This is a genomic window from Streptomyces sp. NPDC058086, assembly GCF_042885015.1.
In the GTDB taxonomy this organism is placed as follows: Bacteria; Actinomycetota; Actinomycetes; order Streptomycetales; family Streptomycetaceae; genus Streptomyces.
Genome location: NZ_JBHVST010000033.1, coordinates 39,985 through 56,308 on the forward strand (window position 1 = coordinate 39,985; position 16,324 = coordinate 56,308).

A 16,324-nucleotide genomic window follows, 5' to 3' on the forward strand; every position below is an offset into this window, starting at 1 on the left:
TGGGATTTCGACAGTTGAGGGTGAATGGCAACGATTCGTACTCGCCGGTAAGTTGGCTCATTTCGACAGCCCAGCCCGGCCGCGGGAGCGGCCGGGCTGGGCTGGATCCGAAGGTGCCGGGTCGGGTCACTCGGCGTAGGACGTCGCGTCCGCCCTGGCGAGCGTCGTGTCGGTGGGCTGGGTGTAGAGCAGGTAGTCGTAGTGCCGGAGGTACCGGCCGGCGCGGCTGTACGACTCGAACGAGACACCGGAGGTCAGCGGGTTTGCGGCGTCGCTCAGTTCGTCACAGGAAGCCCCGCGGTACGCAAGACTCTGCGCTCGGCGTCGACCGCGAACACCTCGCACCCTTCGCGCGACGCGGCCCACTCGACGCCCTCCGCGCCCATCGCGAACGCCGCCGTCGCCGTCGCGTCCGCCTCGGTCAGTGACGGCGCCACGACGGTGATGCTGAGCAGCCCGGTGGCCGGGCGGCCGGTGCGCCCGTCGAGGATGTGGTCCCCGCGTTCGTAGCGCGCGGAGGTCGCCACCGCGCCGTCGGTGATCTCCAGCACCGTGCACAGCCGGTCGGCCCGCTCGGGATGGCGTACGCCCACCCGCCAGGGACCGCCCGCGGCCACCACGTCACCACCGGCGTTCAGACAGAACCGGGAAGTCCCCCGGCCGGTGAGGAGGTTCGCGGCCCGCTGCACCGACCACCCCTTCACCATCGCGCAGGGATCCAGGCCGCGGCCGGGCAGCCGTACGTCGAACGCCCCGCCGGTCGCGACCCGGTACTCCTCGCACAGGCCGAGGACCTCGGTCAGGTCCGGGCTGAGCTCGTGGGGGGTGAGCTCACCCCGGTCGAGCCGGGACACCTCGCTGTCCGCGAGGAACGGGCTGAACCGGGCGTCGGCCTCGCGCAGCCACGCGAACACGGGGTCCGCGGTCTCCTCGGACGCGCTCTCGTCGTCGATCCGCAGTGAGACCGGGAACCCCATGACCTGTTCGACGCGCCGCATCCCGCTATCCCTTCGCGTCGAGGGCGGCCTGCAGCGACGTGACGTATCCGTCGCTGGTGATCGTGGCGCCGGACACCGAGTCGATGTCGGCGCTCTGTGCCTGGAGCGTCTCCTGGATCAGCTTCGGCACGGCGGCCGTGGTCTGCGGGTGGTTCGGCTGCTGGAGCATCCGCACCGAACTGATCTTGTCGCCCTCGAAGGTCACCTCCACCTGCACGGCGCCCTTGGAGGTGTTCACGGTGGAGCCCTGGACGACTTGGGAGGCCGCGGCCGAGGACGACGCGGACGAGGAGGGCGACGAAGACGACGCAGACGACGCAGAAGACGAAGACGGGGGCGAGGCGGGTGCGGCGACCTCGGTGGTCGTCGTCCCGTTCGACGGCGCGTAGCGCCACAGCGGGATCAGGCCGGCGATGGACAGGGCCAGTACAGGCAGTGCTCGTTTCACGGTGTCTCTCTCATCCCGCCAGGCTGAAACGCTCGAAGTGGATCTGCGACTTGGGTACGCCCAGGTCGCGCAGGGTGCGCAGCACCGCGCTCGTCATGGCGGGTGGCCCGCACACGAAGACGTCCCGTTCGGCGACGTCCGGCACGAGCCGCGCGAGCTCGCGCGGCGCCAGCTTGTCCGGCGTGGCCGGTCCGGTCACCACGTGCAGCTCGGCGCCCTTGGCGTACGCGAGCTCCCGCAGTTCGTCGAGGAGCACCGCGTCCCGGTCGGTGGCCACCCGGTAGATGAGCACGACATGGTCGTGCAGGTCCTCCAGCAGGGCCCGGATCGGGGTGATGCCCACGCCGCCCGCGACGAGCAGCGTCTCGGAACGGGTGCGGTGCAGGGTGGTGAAGGCGCCGTAGGGGCCCTCGGCGAAGACCCGTGTGCCCACCTTCAGATGGCGGAGGGCCGCGGTGCCGTCGCCGGCCGTCTTCGCGGTGAGCCGCAGCCGGTTGCCGTCCGGGGCGGCCGACAGGGAGAACGGGTTCGCCTGCCACCAGCGGTCCTTGGTCAAGAACCGCCACAGGAAGAACTGCCCCGCCCGGGCGGGCAGCAGGTCGAGGTCGCGCCCGGTGACGTAGATCGAGACGACGTTGTCGGACTCGGGGACGACGGCCGAGACCCGCAACCGGTGGCGCAGGTTCCGCCGCACCGGAAGGACCACCCGGCCCAGGAACACCGAACCGAGCGCGACGCCCCACAGGCCCCACCAGTAGGCGGTGGCCGCGGACGAGGTGGTGAAGGTGGTGCCCACCGCGACCTGGTGCGTGAAGGCCAGCACCACCGCCACATATGTGTAGAGGTGGATGAAGTGCCAGGTCTCGTAGGCCAGCCGGCGCCGCGCGAAACGCGCCGACACCCCGCCGATCACGAGGATCAGGGCCAGCGCGACGATCGCCCGCAGCACACCCTCGGTCGTCGTGGCCAGCTCCACCAGCTCGTCCCAGAAGTCCGCCGGCCGCGCCGCCGCCCCGGCATAGCCGAGGGTGATGAACAGCGCGTGCGACAGCAACGTCCACAGCAGGCCGAAGCCGACCCAGCGGTGCCAGGAGGTCAGCCGGTCCATGCCGATCCGGTGGTCGAGCCACGGCAGGCGGGCGACCAGCAGCAGCTGGAAGGCCATCAGGAGCGCCCCGTACAGGCCCGCCAGCCGTCCGAGCGTGATCAGGGTGTCCGGGCCGGGCCCGGCCTGGAGGAAGAACACGGTCACGACGGCCGCGTTCACGGCCAGCAGGGCGTACAGCCCGGTGCGGGCCACCACCTTCGGGCGTATCGCCGTCGGGGGCGGCTGGACACGTTCGACAGTGGTCACGGAGAGCAGCTCCTCGTTCGGGTGTGGGGACACCGAGCCTGCCCGGTGGGAGCTGTCGTTTTCCTGTCGGGCAACTTTCAAGTTTTTATCGATGTGGATCAGAGACGTCGGCGGCTATGGCGTCGGTGGCCACGTCACGCACTATGAGCAGGTGGAAAAAGTGCGCCTCCTGGTCGTGGACGACGACCCTCCCATCGCCGACCTCGTCGCGACGGTCGCCCGCTACGAGGGCTGGGAGGCGATGACCGCGTACTCCGGCGAGGACGCGCTGCGCCGGGCCGCCGAGTTCCACCCCGACATCGTGGTGCTCGACCTGATGCTGCCCGGCCTCGATGGGTTCGCCGTCCTCGACCGGCTGCGGCAGTCCGGGACGATGGTGCCCGTCGTCTTCCTCACCGCCCGCGACGGCGTCGCGGACCGGGTCGCGGGCCTCACCCGCGGCGGCGACGACTACCTGGTCAAACCGTTCGCCGTGGAAGAGCTCATGGCGCGGCTGCGGACCGTCCTGCGGCGCGCCGCGGGCCCCGGCTTCCAGCGCTCCGTGCTCCAGGTCGCCGACCTGACGATGGACGAGGACACCCGTGAGGTGCGCCGCGCCGACCGGCTGCTCACCCTCACCCCGACCGAGTACGAGGTCCTGCGCTACCTCATGCGCAAGTCACCGACCGTCCTCACCAAGGCCCAGATCCTCGACCACGTGTGGGAGTACGGCTTCGGCGGCCGCTCCAACGTCGTGGAACTCGTCGTCAGCCGGCTGCGCCGCAAGCTCGACGGCAACAAGCCCGACGGCAACGGCGAGTCCGACAGCGGCGAGTCGCTCATCCACACCGTGCGCGGCGTCGGATACGTGGTGCGACAGGTCGCCGAGTGAGCGGCTCCCGGACCCGCGGTGCGCTTCGCCGCCTGCGGGGCGCCTACCGCCGGACACGCCTGGGCACCCGGCTGGCCCTCGGCATCGGCGTGCTGTCCCTCGTCGTGTTCGCCGTCGTCGGCACGGCCCTGACGACGTACATGAAGGACTACCTGGAACGTCAGCTCGGCGAGCAGATGAAGCTCGTCCAGGTCACCCAGTCCAAGGACGCCCAGGCGCACGGCACCGTCCAGCGGCGGCCGTACTACGGCTGGTTCACCGCCGTGTACGACGTCAAGGGCCATACGGCGGTCCTGCGCAAGCCCGCCGACGTCCCCGCCGACACCGCCGAACTCACCGCCGCCGCACAGGCGTTGCCGGACGGAGGCGACGCGCACCTGCTGCGCACCGCGCACATCGAGGGCGAGGGCATGTACAAGCTGCGCGCCTGCGAGGTCGACCCCGGGGTCGTCCTCGTCACCGCGGCGCCCATGCAGGACATGCAGGCCACCGTGCGGCAGCTGATCACGGTCCAGGTCGTCACCTTCGCGCTCGCCCTGCTGGGGCTCGTCGTGCTCGGCCGGACGGTATTGCGGCGCGGGCTGAAGCCCTTCAGCGACATGGCGCACACCGCCCGCGGCATCACCTCGCACAACCTCACCGGCTCGGCGCGGCTGGAGGTGCGGGCCGGGGGCGGGCGCGGCGGACCCGAGGTCGAGGAACTGCGCACCGCGTTCAACACCATGCTGGAGCACATCGACGACGCGCTCGCCGTCCGCACCGAGGCCGAACAGCGGCTGCGCCGGTTCGTCGCGGACGCCTCGCACGAGCTGCGTACGCCCCTGATGTCGGTACGCGGCTACGCGGACCTCTTCCAGTACGCCGCCGCCAACGAGCCCGAGGAACGCGAGAAGCACCTGGCCCGGCTGCGCGCCGAGGCCGCCAGGATGGGCGTACTCCTCGACGACCTGCTCCTCCTCGCCCGCCTGGACGCCGCCGAGGTGGAGACACCGCTGCGGCTGGAGGACGCGGACCTGGCGGAACTGGCGCGGGAGGCCGCGGACGCCTTCCGCGCCGGGCGAGGGGAGCACGTGCTGTCCGTGACGGCGGGCCCCGACCCGGTGCGCCTGCGCCTGGATCCCCTACGTATCCGGCAGGTCCTCGACAACCTGCTCACCAACGCCGCCATGCACACCCCGGCGGGGACGAAGGTGTGCCTGGAGGTGTCGGCCACGGGGGCGGGGCGGCCCGGGCGCGTCGGCTCGTCCGGCACGGCGGTGGTGCGGGTCTCCGACTCCGGGCCCGGGATCCCGGCCGCCGACCAGGAACGGGTCTTCGACCGGTTCTACCGCGTCGACAAGGCCCGCAGCCGCGACCGCGGCGGCAGCGGGCTGGGCCTCGCGGTCGCCCGCTCACTGGTCCGGGCACACGGCGGCACCATCGAAATGACCAGCCGCCCCGGCTCGACGGCGTTCACGATCCGTCTCCCCCTCCCGCCCGCGCTCCCGTGACCACGGGGGAGTACGTCCACGAGGCCGCCGTCGGCTCGCTCGGCCGGTGCCTCAGCCGGTCGCGCGGACGGCGTCGCGGATCAGTTCGGCGACCAGCTTCGGCCGGGACACCGCGACGGCGTGCGAGGCGCCCTCGACCTCCAGGATCGTCGCTCCCGCACGCTTCGCGCCGAAGCGCTCGACCTCGGGGTTGATCGCCTGGTCCGCGGCGGCGACCAGGGCCCAGGAGGGCTTGGTCTTCCACGCGGCGGCGGTGGCCGTCTCCGTGAACGCCCCGGCGGCGAGCGGACGCTGGGCGACCGCCAGCACCTTGGTGACGTCGGCGGGGACGTCCGCGGCGAAGACGGACGGGAACGCCTCGGGGACGATGGTGACCTCGACGGCCGGGTCACCGCCCTCGACGGGATACGTGGCCTGCTTCAGGCTGCTGCCCAGCGGCGAGTCGGGGAAGCGCCCCTGCAACTCGCCCAGGCTCTCGCCCTCCTCCAGGACGTACGCCGCGACGAAGACCAGACCGACCACGTTCTCGGCGGTGCCCGCGACGGTGATGACCGCGCCGCCGTAGGAGTGACCGACCAGCACGACGGGGCCGTCGATCTGCGCGGCCACCGAGGCGATGTACGCGGCGTCGGAGGCGAGCGAGCGCAGCGGGTTCGGCGGCGCGACGACGGGGATGCCGTGGTTCTGCAGTTCCGCGATGACGCCGGACCAGCTGGCCGCGTCGGCGAAGGCACCGTGCACGAGCAGGGCGGTGGGAGTGGTGTTCCCGGACATGACTGTCTCTCCTTGTCGGTTGTGTGGACCCGGTCAGCCCGCGTGCAGGGCGGTGTGCAGCGTGCGGGTGGCCATCGTCAGCGCGGCCTCGGCGGCGTGGGTGCCGCGCAGGGCGTTGAGCATCACGAAGTCGTGGATGATGCCCTGGAAGCGCACGGCGGTGACCGCGACGCCCGCCTCGCGGAGCTTGTTCGCGTATGCCTCGCCCTCGTCGCGCAGGACGTCGGCCTCGCCGGTGACGACCAGGGCCGGGGGCAGGCCGGTGAGCTGCTCGGTGGTGGCGCGCAGCGGGGAGGCGGTGATCTGGGCGCGCTCGGCCTCGTCGGTCGTGTACTGGTCCCAGAACCACTGCATGCCGTCGCGGCGCAGGAAGTAGCCGGTGGCGAACTGGTGGTAGGAGCCGGTGTCGAAGTTCGCGTCGGTGACCGGGTAGAACAGGACCTGCTGGAGCAGCGGGACATCGCCGCGCTCCTTGGCCATCAGGGTCAGGGCGATGGTCATGTTGCCGCCGACGGAGTCGCCGGCCACCGCGAGGCGGCTGCCGTCCAGGCCCTTGGACGCGCCCTGCTGCACGACCCACTGAGCGACGGTGTAGTTCTGCTCGATGGCTACCGGGTAGCGGGCCTCGGGCGAGAGGTCGTACTCGGGAAACACCACCGCGGCCTCGGCGCCGACGGCCAGTTCGCGGACCAGGCGGTCGTGGGTGTGGGCGTTGCCGAACACCCAGCCCGCGCCGTGGATGTAGAGGATCACCGGGAGGGTGCCGGTGACGCCGGCGGGCTTGACGATCCGCGCACGGACGCTGCCCGTCGGACCGCCCGAGACGGTGATCCACTCCTCCTCGATGTCCGGCATGTCGATCTCGCCGGACTGCACCTCGTCGACGGCCTTGCGACCCTCCGCCGGGGCGAGGTCGAACAGGTACGGCGGATTGGCGGTGGCTTCCGCGAAGACGGCGGCCGCCGGTTCCAGTACAGGCTTGACCGGCTCTACGGCGTCGGACATGGGAATCTCCTGAAGCGTTGTTCCTGGGTACGCCGGGCAATGCTCCGGCCTCGCAGCCACGCTAGAGGCGCGGTGCGGGCGTGAATGGTCCGTCAGCGCACCGCCGTTGAACTCACAGCGCCCAACATGTCGCACCACCGCACATCGGCGACCGCCTCAGCGGCGGCCGGCGGGCGCGCCGCGGCCGACGCTGTCCCGCCATTCGCTGGGGGACATGCCGTACGCGGCCCGGAAGACCCGGCTGAAGTGGGTGGCGCTCATGAACCCCCAGCGGTTGGCCACCGCCGCGATGGTCCGGCTGCCCCGGGCCCGGATCATCAGGTCCCGGCGGCAGGCCTCCAGCCGGCGCCGCTGGATCCACCGGCCGACCGTGGTGCCCTCGTCCTGGAAGAGCCGGTGCAGATAGCGCGCGGAGATGTGATGGGCCCCGGCGATCGTCTCGGGGGAGAGGTCCTCGTCGGTCAGGTGCAGGTCGATGAACTCCAGGATCCGGGCCATCAGCGGTGTCTGGGCGTCGGGCGTGCCGGTGGCGTCCCGGCCCAGCCGCTCGGTGGCGAGGGTGGCCAGCACGTTCACGGCGTTCCAGGCGAGCAGCTCGCCGACCGGCGGCCGGGACGAGGAGGCCGTGTCGGCGAGTTCGGACAGGAACGGTGACAGCAGGCTGCCCAGCCGGGACGCACGGGGAACCGGCGTCCCCGCGAGCCGGGGCACATCGGCCGCGTCGAGCCCGAGCGACTCGTACGGCACGAGGAACACCTTCATGCGGAAACGCTCGGGGAAGTCGAGCGTCGCCGGATCGTGCGCGTCGTAGAAGCAGATGTCTCCCGGCCCGAGGAAGACGTCCTCGGACCGCCGCGGACTGTGCGCGCCGCTCCCGCCTCGTACGCCCGTGGCGCCTCGTACGCCCGTCGTGCCTCGTACGCCCGTCGTGCCTCGTACGCCTGCTGCGCCTCGTATGCCCACGAAGAGGTACTCGCCGCTGTCCCGGGCGACCAACCGGTGTGCCCGCCGGGCCGGGTAGGGCCGGCCCGCCCCGGGCAGCTCCGCGGGCGCCGCGCCCGGGACGATGATGTCGAGGCCCATGGGCATGCGGCACCTGTCGGTCTCACCCGTCTCACCGCGGTCGGTCCCCATGGTGCTGAAACTGGACGTCATCCGCCGTTGCCTCCGAGCCCTGCCGAACTGTCGAGAGGAGCGACGACGCCTCGTGGGACGGTCGTCCACTCCGCTCGGAGAGTAGGTCGGGCGGAGTTCAAAAAGAGTGACGCGGAAGTGACAGGGACTCCGCCTCGGCGGCCTCGGCGGCTTCCGCGAGCTCGGCGGCGAACGCGCGCAGCAGGGTGTGCACGGTGTAGCGGCCCGGAGCGACTTCGCGCACGAGATGGGCGTCGGCGAGACGGCCGAGGATCGGCTGAGCCTCACGGGGCGACAGACCGGAGAGGTGGGCGGCGGTGTCCGCCGCGATGCCGGGGCCGGGGTGCAGCGCCACGAGGCGGAAGAGCCGGGCGTCGGCGGGCGGCAGCGACCGGTGGGACGCGGCGAACGCGGCGCGGGCGTCGGCCGTCCCGCCGATGCCCGCGAAGGCGTCGAGGCTCCCGTGCGCGGCGCGGAGTTCGGCGGCGAGGGCGGCCAGCGGGAAGTCGGGGCGGCTGACGGCGCGCGCTGCCACGATGGCCAGGGCCAGCGGCAGCCGGCCGCAGCGGTCGATGATCTCCTCGGTCGCCGCGGGCTCGGCGGCCGACCGCCGGAGGCCGACGCGCAGGGCCAGTGCGGCGCGGGCGTCGGCGGCGGACGGCAGGTCCAGACGCAGCGGCCGCGCCCCGGAGGCGATCAGACCGGGCAGCCGGTCACGGCTGGTGACCACGGCCAGGCAGCCCGGGGCGGTGGGCAGCAGCGGACGTACGTGCTCGGTGTCGGCCGCGTCGTCGAGCACGACGAGGACCCGGCGGTCCGTCAGCAGCTCGCGGTAGAGGTCCCTGAGCGCGGCCATGTCGTCCGGGAGGTGCCGGGGCGGTGCTCCGAGCGCCGCCACCAACCCGCGCAGCGCCTCCACGGGTTCCGGCGCGGCCCTGGCGGCCGGGTCGCAGCCGCGCAGCTCGACGTAGAGCTGACCGTCCGGGAACCGATGCGCGGCCTCATGGGCCCAGTGCACGACCGACGCGGTCTTCCCGACGCCCGCCATTCCGCTGACCAGGATCGTCCCGGGCGCCCCGGAAGGCGCCGCCGCCCCGGCGAGGGCGGTCAGCTCCCCGAGCTCATCGCTCCGACCGGCGAAGACCGTCAGGCCGGGCGGCAACTGGGCGGGCCGGGCGAGGAGTTCCACGGGTTCGGACAGCGCTGTCCGAACCGGTCGGTGCGCCCGGGGCGCGGACGCGCGCAGCTCCTGACGGAGGACCCGGGTGCGGGCCTCGCTCAGCTCGGCGCCCGGGGCGACCCGCAACTCCGCGGCCAGTCGGCGTCGTACCTCCTCGTACGCCGTCAGCGCCTCGGCCTGCAGTCCGCAGGCCGCCAGCACCATCACGAGCCGGGCGTGCAGGGACTCGTCCAGGGGCTCCAGTCCGACGGCCCGGCGCAGGCTCGGCAGCACGAGGCCCGCCGTGCCGCACAGCAGGGCCGCGTCGGCAGCCATCCGTGTGGTGAGCACGAGTTCGTGCTCCACGGCGCGGAACAGGGCGTGCTCGCGAGCCGACGCGGGGATCCCCATCGCCACCGGCCCGCGCCACTCGCCGAGGGCCCCGACGAACTGCCGTACCGCCACCTCGGGCCGACCGGTGGCGGCCGCCCGCTTGCCCTGCAGGGTGAGCTCGCGGAACCGCAGCAGATCGATCTCGTCCGGCTCCGCGTCCAGGAGGTAGGCACCGGTGCGGCGCGGCAGACGAGAGCCGGGCGCCCGGGGCGGCAGCCCCGGTTCGAGCAGCCGCCGCAGCGCACCGACGTACCGGCGCACCACGTTCGGGGCGCTGGCCGGCGGACGGCCCGCCCACAGCACATCCACGATCTCGCTCACCTGCACCGGCCGACCCGCCCGCACCATGAGCAGCGCCAGGAGGGCGCGTTGCTGCGGAAATCCCAGATCGAGTTCCCGCTCCACCCGTCGTACCCGCAAGGGGCCCAGCACCTCGAAACGCATCACCTCGTCGAACTCCCCTTCCCCCCACCCATGACGCTACGGGACCACCGTCCGTGCGCCCTCGGTCAGGTGGCCGGAGGCGGTTCGTCCGATCGGCCGTGAACGGCGCTCCCCGACGCGGCCGACGCCTGCCATGCGCTGGGGGACATGCCGTAGGCGTCCCGGAAGGTGCGGCTGAAGTGCGAGGGGCTGCTGAACCCCCAGCGCCGCGCCACGGCGGCCACGCTCAGCCTGCGGTTCGCGCTGCGGCCCAGCTCGCGCCGGCACGCGTCCAGCCTGCGCCGCCGTATCCACCGACCCACCGTGGTGCCCTCCTGCTGGAAGAGCTTGTGCAGGTAGCGGACGGAGATGCGGTGGGCGAGCGCGATCGACTCCGGCGACAGATCCGGATCCGTCAGATGCTCTTCGATGAAGGCCCGGATCCGGGACACCGTCTCGGTACCGACGTCCGACGCGTCGGGGGTTTCCTCCCCGAGGAGTTGCATGACGAGCACGGCGACGAGGTCGACGGCGTTGCGAGCGAACCGGTGCCCCGTCCTCGACCTGCGGAAGTCCGTCTCGGCGGCGAGCGCCGAGAGGAAGTTGGACACCAGCGCGCCGACACCCTCGTCACCCCGCACACGCCGGCCCATGACCCGGTGCAGGTCGGAGGGCGACATCCCCAGGTGACTGCGGGGCACCCGGAAGACCGTCAGCCGACAGGGGCCGCTGAAACGCAGGTGGTCACGCCGCGCCGGATCGTGGAACACCAGGTCGCCGGGGGCCAGGAACACCTGGGTGCCGCCCCGAGTCACCGAGACCGAGCCCTGGACGTGCAGGCCCAGGTGCAGGTACGCGTCGTCGGTCGAGTCCGGCAGCCGGAAGAGACGACGGACCGGATCGGTGTCGCGCGAGGCGTCGCGTGAGTCACGCGAGGCGTCGCTTGGGGCGGCGGAGCTCGGGTGCGGGCCGTACGTCTGCTGTGCCGCCGTCTTCGGTACGCGCGGCATCACCGAGTCGATCACGAGGACTCCCGAGGACTCCCGAGGTGACATGTCGGGCCCGGGGCCCCGACTGAGGAAATTCTCGACGTCCATGCTCGCCATTGTGGATCGCCGGCGTCTCCGTGGTCCGGGAGTTTTGGGTGTCGCCGGGGCACGTGAGGGTCTCGGCCTCCGAATACGGCACCCCGAGCTCCCGTGAGGCATGGTCGGGACATCGGGAACCAACTGGCGGCGGACACTTCGAGCGTGGCGAGGAAGACCTCGAAGTCCGCCGCTGTGACCGAGCACTTGAGCCGGCCGGTCGAGCGCGGCGGCGTCGATGCCGCGCTTCCAGGCCGACGACGTGATCACTTGGCGCTGCTCTGGGAGATCGCCGTGTCGGTGGCACGTCATAGGGTGCGCCCGACAACCAACGGCCGCCGAGCGAGGGGCGAAGACATGCACGACGGGATTCGGTGGCTGGTCGATCTGGAGCACTGGATGTCCAGCGTGGTGTTCGCACGCGGGATGTCCGCGCAGGAACTGGCGGTACGTATGGGAGGCGACCGGGACGCGGCGACCGAGCCGATCACCGACGCCGAAGCGTGGGACCTCGGCGAGTGGTACCGCCCGGGCGAGGACGGCGATGGTCTGGTACGGGTCGGAGAGCATGGAGGCTGGTCGTTCGCTCTGGAGTACGGGGACTCGACCGGCGGGGACCGGCTGGCGGAGATCTCCCGCGAAGGTGCCGAAGCCGTCCACTACGTGCCGATGCAGGAGCATCCGCCGGCCACTGTCTTCTACGCTCGGGACGGCGTGGAACTGTGTGGCTTCGGACTGGGCGAGGAAGTGTGGCGCTGGGGCCGGGAGCCTGACCTGCTGCTTGCGGACCTCGTCGCCGGGCACGTGCTGCAGCCCGACGGGGCCACCCTCATCGCTCACGAACGCGAGCACTACACGGATACCTACCGGCGCACCCTCGGTGTGATCGAGCGGCGGTTCGGCCTCTCGCTCTCCCCGGCCTACCTGAGGGAGGCCCGCCTGCCGGCGTATGCGGTTCGCGGGACCCCCGACACGCACATCTGAGGAGGCCGGCCGCTCGTCATCATGGCCTGCATCGCCCAACCCGGCGGACCTGTGCGGTCACGGTACTAGGGCTGTGCCACCGCATAGCCGGGTACGGATGGCCACCGAACCGTCAGTACTACCGACTCCTCCTCCGCGAACCAGGAGTGGTCGACTCCGCGGCCCCACACGACGTAGTCACCCTGCTGCTCCAGGAGAACACTGCGGCCGGGGAGTTCGACGCGGAAGCGACCGCTGATGAGCAGCAGGAGGGCCGTTCGCTCCTCGCCTCTCACCCATTGCCTTCGCTCGTCACCACGCGGATGGACGCCCCATTTGATCTCAACAGCCTCGCTGTGGCGAGGATCGTCGGCGTTCTTGAAGTGTCCGAGGAGCCATCCCCGGTCCAGTGCCGCGTCCTTGCCCGCGCTGCCCACGTACACGCTCTCGTTCATGATCCGGACGCTAGCAGCCGCTCCTGCCGGCACGACCAGGGCTTTCGCAACAGGTGTTGGCGCTGCATCAGGCGACGTCCGCCCTGTCGACGACCCGGCGCGGCGCGCTAACCGGCGGACCCATTAGGCGGCAATCCCGCGTCGCTCGCGTACCCCCCGCGTCCCAGCCGTCAGAATCACCGATCGGTGAGGGGGAATCCGGCACACCCCAGGAGGCGAACGGCGTGGAGCTCTCTCGGCGCGATCTCATGAAGGGGGCCGCCGCAGGTGGGCTCCTGCTCGGATTTCCCGGGCTCACCGTGCAGTACGAGGCCATGGCGTCACCATCGTCGAGACCTCTGGCCGAAGCCGTCGTGGAGGCCTGCGCCCGCCTCGCCGACCAGGGCTGGCGCACGCTCCTGCGTACGGTCACCCGCGGGGTCCTGGACATCGGCGCCCACGACCTGGCTGCCGAGTTGGCCAAGCCGATCCACGCACTCGACCGCACGGTACCCGGCTTCGGGGACTTCGCACCGTCCCTGCCGGCCCGCGGCATCGAGCCGGGCAACCCGGCGCGGAGCCTCCTCTACCACGCCTTCGCCTCGGCGGCCGTGCTCACCGACGGCGGCGGCCGGACCCTCGCCGCGTTCCCCACCCTCGCCGAGACCGAAGCCGTCGAGAACTACGTCTACGGGGTCCACCCGCCCACCCTCGACCGGCTCCGCGAGATCGCCGGGGACAACCCCCTCGGCGTCGTCGTCTTCGCCCTCGACTACCGCGACGCGACCGGCTCCGTGCACGGCCGCCACGCCGACCTCTGCTTCTCCCGCACCGGCATCGCCCGTACGGGTACCACCGGCCCCCGCTACGACGCCCGCGGCCGCCAGTTCGCCTCCCTCGACCCGAAGCAGCCGTTCGTCTTCCATACGGTGCCGCAGCGCTTCGCCCCGTTCCTCGCCATGCAGGTGACCGGCGCCGACAGCCGGCGCTTCGGGCCCCGGAACGTGGTGTCCGGCGACGACGAGCGGACCTTCTGGGTACCGCTGCACAAGCTGTTCCCCGGCCCGGAGTGCGTCGCGGGCCTTGACCTGTCCCTCTCCCTCGACTCCCGCATGGTCAACGAGAAACTCAAGCGGATGCACCTCTTCCTGCGGGAGCAGGGCTATCCGACCGAGTGGACCGGCAAGGACCTGGACGCCTTCCCCTTCACCATCCGCGACGACAAGATCGCCGCACTGCTCCCCGCGCAGCAGGCCCACGGCTCGGGCGTCCTCGCCCCGCAGCCGCACGCCTTCGCCGACCGGGCCCGGTTCGCGGGCAAGTGGCTGACCTTCAACGTCTCCTCCGACCTGGTCCAGGACCCGGGCATCCTGTACTTCTCCTCCGTCCAGCTCATCCCCGGCGCGGTCGAGACCGAGCCGACGTACGCGCAGGGCGCCGCCCCCGACAACGACCGGCGCTCCCCCGAGTACGTCAACATCCGCCACCGCCTGCACGACGGCGGCCGGCTGGAGGACCTCAACCTCAACCCGGACATGGAGGCGATCATCCACGAGGGCGGCTACCGGGCCCAGCACTGGATCGACTTCGCCGGGGACGGCTTCGTCTTGGTCCAGTGCCCGCAAATCGCGGCGGAGATCGACACCTTCAAGCCCGCCTTCTGCAGCGTCGCGCCCCCCGACTTCTTCCCCTGCGTCAACCAGCACGACCTGACCGTGTGGTGGCGCGCCTTGGTGCCCGAGGAGACCCGGGACGCCCTGTGGGCCGTACCGCCGCGGCCGCTTTCGGAGTTCCGTTTCGCCGGCGACATCACCCTCCCCAAGGGCTTCGACATCTACGACGACACCCTCACCGCGGTGGTCGGACAGCCCGCGCCCGGTGACCCGGTGGCGCGCCCCCTGCCCGACGACGCCCGCGGCCGGTACTCGGGCCTGCCCGACGCGGCGGCCGGGGTGACCGACCCGGGCTGGGAGGTGAGCCAGGGGCTGGTCTACAACGAGCCCGGGGCCCCGCTCCAGCGCTACATGCAGGCGTACAGCCTTGGCACGCCGTTCCTGGAGGACGCCAAGCTCTGTGCCGCGCTGGGCAGTTACTGGCCCGCCGTGGCACCGGACGCGACGCGGACCTTCACCCCGCTCAAGCACGCATCCGGTTTCCCCTACCCGTGGCCGACGATCGTGCCGCTGACCGATGCCGAGATCGGCATGGAGGAGGTCCGGGGACTGGGCCGGCTGCCGTGGGACGGGATCCGGGGACCCGAGGTCCGGTCCGTGGGTGGCCGCGCGGTGGTCGCGTACCAGGACATCGACCGGGCCGACTACATCACCACCCAGGACCGGATCACCGCGCACCTCACCGCCCGTGTGGACCTCGCCGAGACCAAGGCACGAGTGCTGGCCATGTCGGCGGTCTACTGGAGCCTCGGCATCCACGACCCGGAGTTCGTGACCCGGTTCGGGGACCGGGCGGTGATCGAGATCCTGAAGGCCAAGTCGGTGTGGGCGGTCCTGTCGTTCACCGTGGTGGAGGTGGGCGACGCGGGACTCGCGGAGGCCGAACGGTCCGCCGGAGGCCGCCTGGCCGGACCGCGACGGTACCGGTTCCGGGTCTACCGGCCCGGGGCCGAGACCCGCGACCCCGGCGACATCCAGAAGGTGCTGGTGGAGATCGCCGAGGACATCGCGGCCTACACCGACGGCCGTACGGTACTGCTGCGAAGGGACCCAGGCCCGTGGACGCGCGACACCTCCGTACCGACGCCGACGTCCTGATCGCCGGGGCCGGGCCCGCCGGATGCGCGGCGGCGATCGTCTGCGCGTCCGCCGGGCTGCGGACCGTGCTCGCCGAACGCCTGGCCGGACCCGTGGCCCGCCCGGGCGAGGCCCTGCACCCGGGCGCCGAGACCCTGCTGGCCCGGCTGCTGCCCGGCGGATTCGCGGACGCCGTCGGAGCCCGGCACGAGGGGATCACGGTCGGGTGGGGCACGGAGCCCCGGTTCCAGCCGTTCGGGCGGGACGGGAGCGGGCCCTGGCACGGCTTCCAGGTGGACCGTCGACGGCTGGACGCGCTGCTGCTGGAACGGGCCCGGGAGGCGGGCGCGGAGGTCCGCCTCGGCTGCCGGGCGCAGGAACCGGTGGTGGAGGGCGGAGCGGTGACCGGGGTCCGGCTGGGCGGGGCGGCCGCGCCGCTGCGTACCCGTACCGTCATCGACGCGACGGGCCGCGCCCGCTGGCTGAGCCGCGCCCTCGGCCTGACCGCCCCGCCGCGCTCGCCACGGCTGCTGATCCGGTACGGCTACGCGGCCGGGTCCTGCCCGCAGCGGGACGCGGCTCCGGCGATCGCCGCGGACCGCTCCGGCTGGACGTGGACCGCGCGGGTGGGCCGGGGCCGATACCAGTGGATGCGACTGGACTTCGTACCGGAGCAGGGGCGGCCGAGCGGCGGGCCCCCGGAGGAGTTCGCGGGCCTCGTGCCCGAGGGTCCGGCCCGGTCCGCGGACGTCAGCTGGCGGCTGTGCCCGAGGGCCGCCGGGCCGGGCTGGTTCGTGGCCGGGGACGCGGGCGCCCTGCTGGACCCCGCCTCGTCGCACGGGGTGCTGCGGGCCCTCATGTCGGGCTGGACGGCGGGCTCGCTGGCCGCGGGGGTCGCGGGCCACGTCCTGGAGGAGGGCGAGGCGGCCGGGATGTACGGGCGCTGGCTGCGGGAGGGAGCGGAACGCGACATGGCCGAGCTGTCCGCCCGCTACGCCGAGCTCGGCGCCCACGGGTTCGGCTGACGCGCTCGCGGGGCAGCG

15 protein-coding genes are annotated in these 16,324 nt (G+C 72.4%); 5 read left to right on the forward strand and 10 right to left on the reverse strand.

Features of this window, described 5'->3' with window-relative positions:
* Nucleotides 1-126: 126 nt before the first annotated feature.
* From ACFVWD_RS25170 to ACFVWD_RS25185, 4 genes are read right to left on the reverse strand one after another with little or no spacing between them, the layout of a single operon-like run.
* Complete coding sequence (locus ACFVWD_RS25170) at nt 127-366, reverse strand: AbfB domain-containing protein (protein ID WP_389599118.1); 240 nt, start codon at nt 364-366, stop codon at nt 127-129.
* Nucleotides 276-998 carry an FAD:protein FMN transferase gene (locus tag ACFVWD_RS25175; protein WP_389599120.1) on the reverse strand — a complete coding sequence of 241 codons (723 nt, stop codon included), beginning with the start codon at nt 996-998 and terminating at the stop codon, nt 276-278. Before ACFVWD_RS25175 ends, ACFVWD_RS25170 begins: the two co-directional genes overlap by 91 nt.
* Nucleotides 999-1,002: 4 nt before the next feature.
* Entirely contained in the window at nt 1,003-1,446 is a 444-nt protein-coding gene (locus tag ACFVWD_RS25180; protein WP_389599122.1) for an FMN-binding protein, read from the reverse strand.
* Nucleotides 1,447-1,456: 10 nt separating this feature from the next.
* Entirely contained in the window at nt 1,457-2,800 is a 1,344-nt protein-coding gene (locus ACFVWD_RS25185) for a ferric reductase-like transmembrane domain-containing protein (protein ID WP_389599123.1), read from the reverse strand.
* Between the two features lie 91 nt (nt 2,801-2,891).
* Between ACFVWD_RS25185 and ACFVWD_RS25190 the strand changes: the two genes are divergently transcribed.
* Nucleotides 2,892-3,671 (forward strand): response regulator transcription factor, encoded by a 780-nt coding sequence (locus tag ACFVWD_RS25190; RefSeq protein ID WP_389599125.1) that lies wholly within the window; start codon nt 2,892-2,894, stop codon nt 3,669-3,671.
* Nucleotides 3,668-5,161, forward strand: a complete 1,494-nt coding sequence (locus ACFVWD_RS25195; protein ID WP_389599126.1) for an ATP-binding protein — start codon at nt 3,668-3,670, stop codon at nt 5,159-5,161. The genes ACFVWD_RS25190 and ACFVWD_RS25195 overlap by 4 nt, the downstream gene beginning before the upstream one ends.
* A gap of 51 nt (nt 5,162-5,212) precedes the next feature.
* Here the strand turns inward: ACFVWD_RS25195 and ACFVWD_RS25200 are convergent, their stop codons facing one another.
* The 5 genes from ACFVWD_RS25200 to ACFVWD_RS25220 all read right to left on the reverse strand — a co-directional run bounded on the left by ACFVWD_RS25200 (nt 5,213) and on the right by ACFVWD_RS25220 (nt 11,146).
* Nucleotides 5,213-5,935 carry an alpha/beta fold hydrolase gene (locus ACFVWD_RS25200; protein ID WP_389599128.1) on the reverse strand — a complete coding sequence of 241 codons (723 nt, stop codon included), beginning with the start codon at nt 5,933-5,935 and terminating at the stop codon, nt 5,213-5,215.
* Between the two features lie 33 nt (nt 5,936-5,968).
* The gene (locus ACFVWD_RS25205) at nt 5,969-6,940 is read right to left on the reverse strand and encodes an alpha/beta hydrolase (RefSeq protein ID WP_389599129.1); all 972 of its coding nucleotides are present in this window, start codon (nt 6,938-6,940) and stop codon (nt 5,969-5,971) included.
* 156 nt (nt 6,941-7,096) lie between these two features.
* Nucleotides 7,097-8,023: a helix-turn-helix domain-containing protein gene (locus tag ACFVWD_RS25210; RefSeq protein ID WP_389599130.1), complete on the reverse strand. Its 927-nt coding sequence runs from the start codon at nt 8,021-8,023 to the stop codon at nt 7,097-7,099.
* 169 nt (nt 8,024-8,192) lie between these two features.
* Nucleotides 8,193-10,070: a BTAD domain-containing putative transcriptional regulator gene (locus ACFVWD_RS25215; protein ID WP_389599205.1), complete on the reverse strand. Its 1,878-nt coding sequence runs from the start codon at nt 10,068-10,070 to the stop codon at nt 8,193-8,195.
* Between the two features lie 65 nt (nt 10,071-10,135).
* Complete coding sequence (locus ACFVWD_RS25220) at nt 10,136-11,146, reverse strand: helix-turn-helix domain-containing protein (RefSeq protein WP_389599132.1); 1,011 nt, start codon at nt 11,144-11,146, stop codon at nt 10,136-10,138.
* A gap of 345 nt (nt 11,147-11,491) precedes the next feature.
* On the opposite strand from ACFVWD_RS25220, the gene ACFVWD_RS25225 reads away from it, so the two are divergent.
* Nucleotides 11,492-12,118 (forward strand): DUF6461 domain-containing protein, encoded by a 627-nt coding sequence (locus ACFVWD_RS25225; RefSeq protein WP_389599134.1) that lies wholly within the window; start codon nt 11,492-11,494, stop codon nt 12,116-12,118.
* A 65-nt stretch (nt 12,119-12,183) separates the two neighbouring features.
* Here ACFVWD_RS25225 and ACFVWD_RS25230 read toward each other — a convergent pair whose 3' ends face one another.
* Nucleotides 12,184-12,552: a signal peptidase I gene (locus tag ACFVWD_RS25230; protein ID WP_101401670.1), complete on the reverse strand. Its 369-nt coding sequence runs from the start codon at nt 12,550-12,552 to the stop codon at nt 12,184-12,186.
* A gap of 224 nt (nt 12,553-12,776) precedes the next feature.
* On the opposite strand from ACFVWD_RS25230, the gene ACFVWD_RS25235 reads away from it, so the two are divergent.
* Both ACFVWD_RS25235 and ACFVWD_RS25240 read left to right on the forward strand, forming a co-directional pair.
* The gene (locus tag ACFVWD_RS25235) at nt 12,777-15,302 is read left to right on the forward strand and encodes a twin-arginine translocation signal domain-containing protein (protein WP_389599136.1); all 2,526 of its coding nucleotides are present in this window, start codon (nt 12,777-12,779) and stop codon (nt 15,300-15,302) included.
* Nucleotides 15,263-16,306 (forward strand): NAD(P)/FAD-dependent oxidoreductase, encoded by a 1,044-nt coding sequence (locus tag ACFVWD_RS25240; RefSeq protein WP_389599138.1) that lies wholly within the window; start codon nt 15,263-15,265, stop codon nt 16,304-16,306. The genes ACFVWD_RS25235 and ACFVWD_RS25240 overlap by 40 nt, the downstream gene beginning before the upstream one ends.
* Nucleotides 16,307-16,324: the final 18 nt, after the last annotated feature.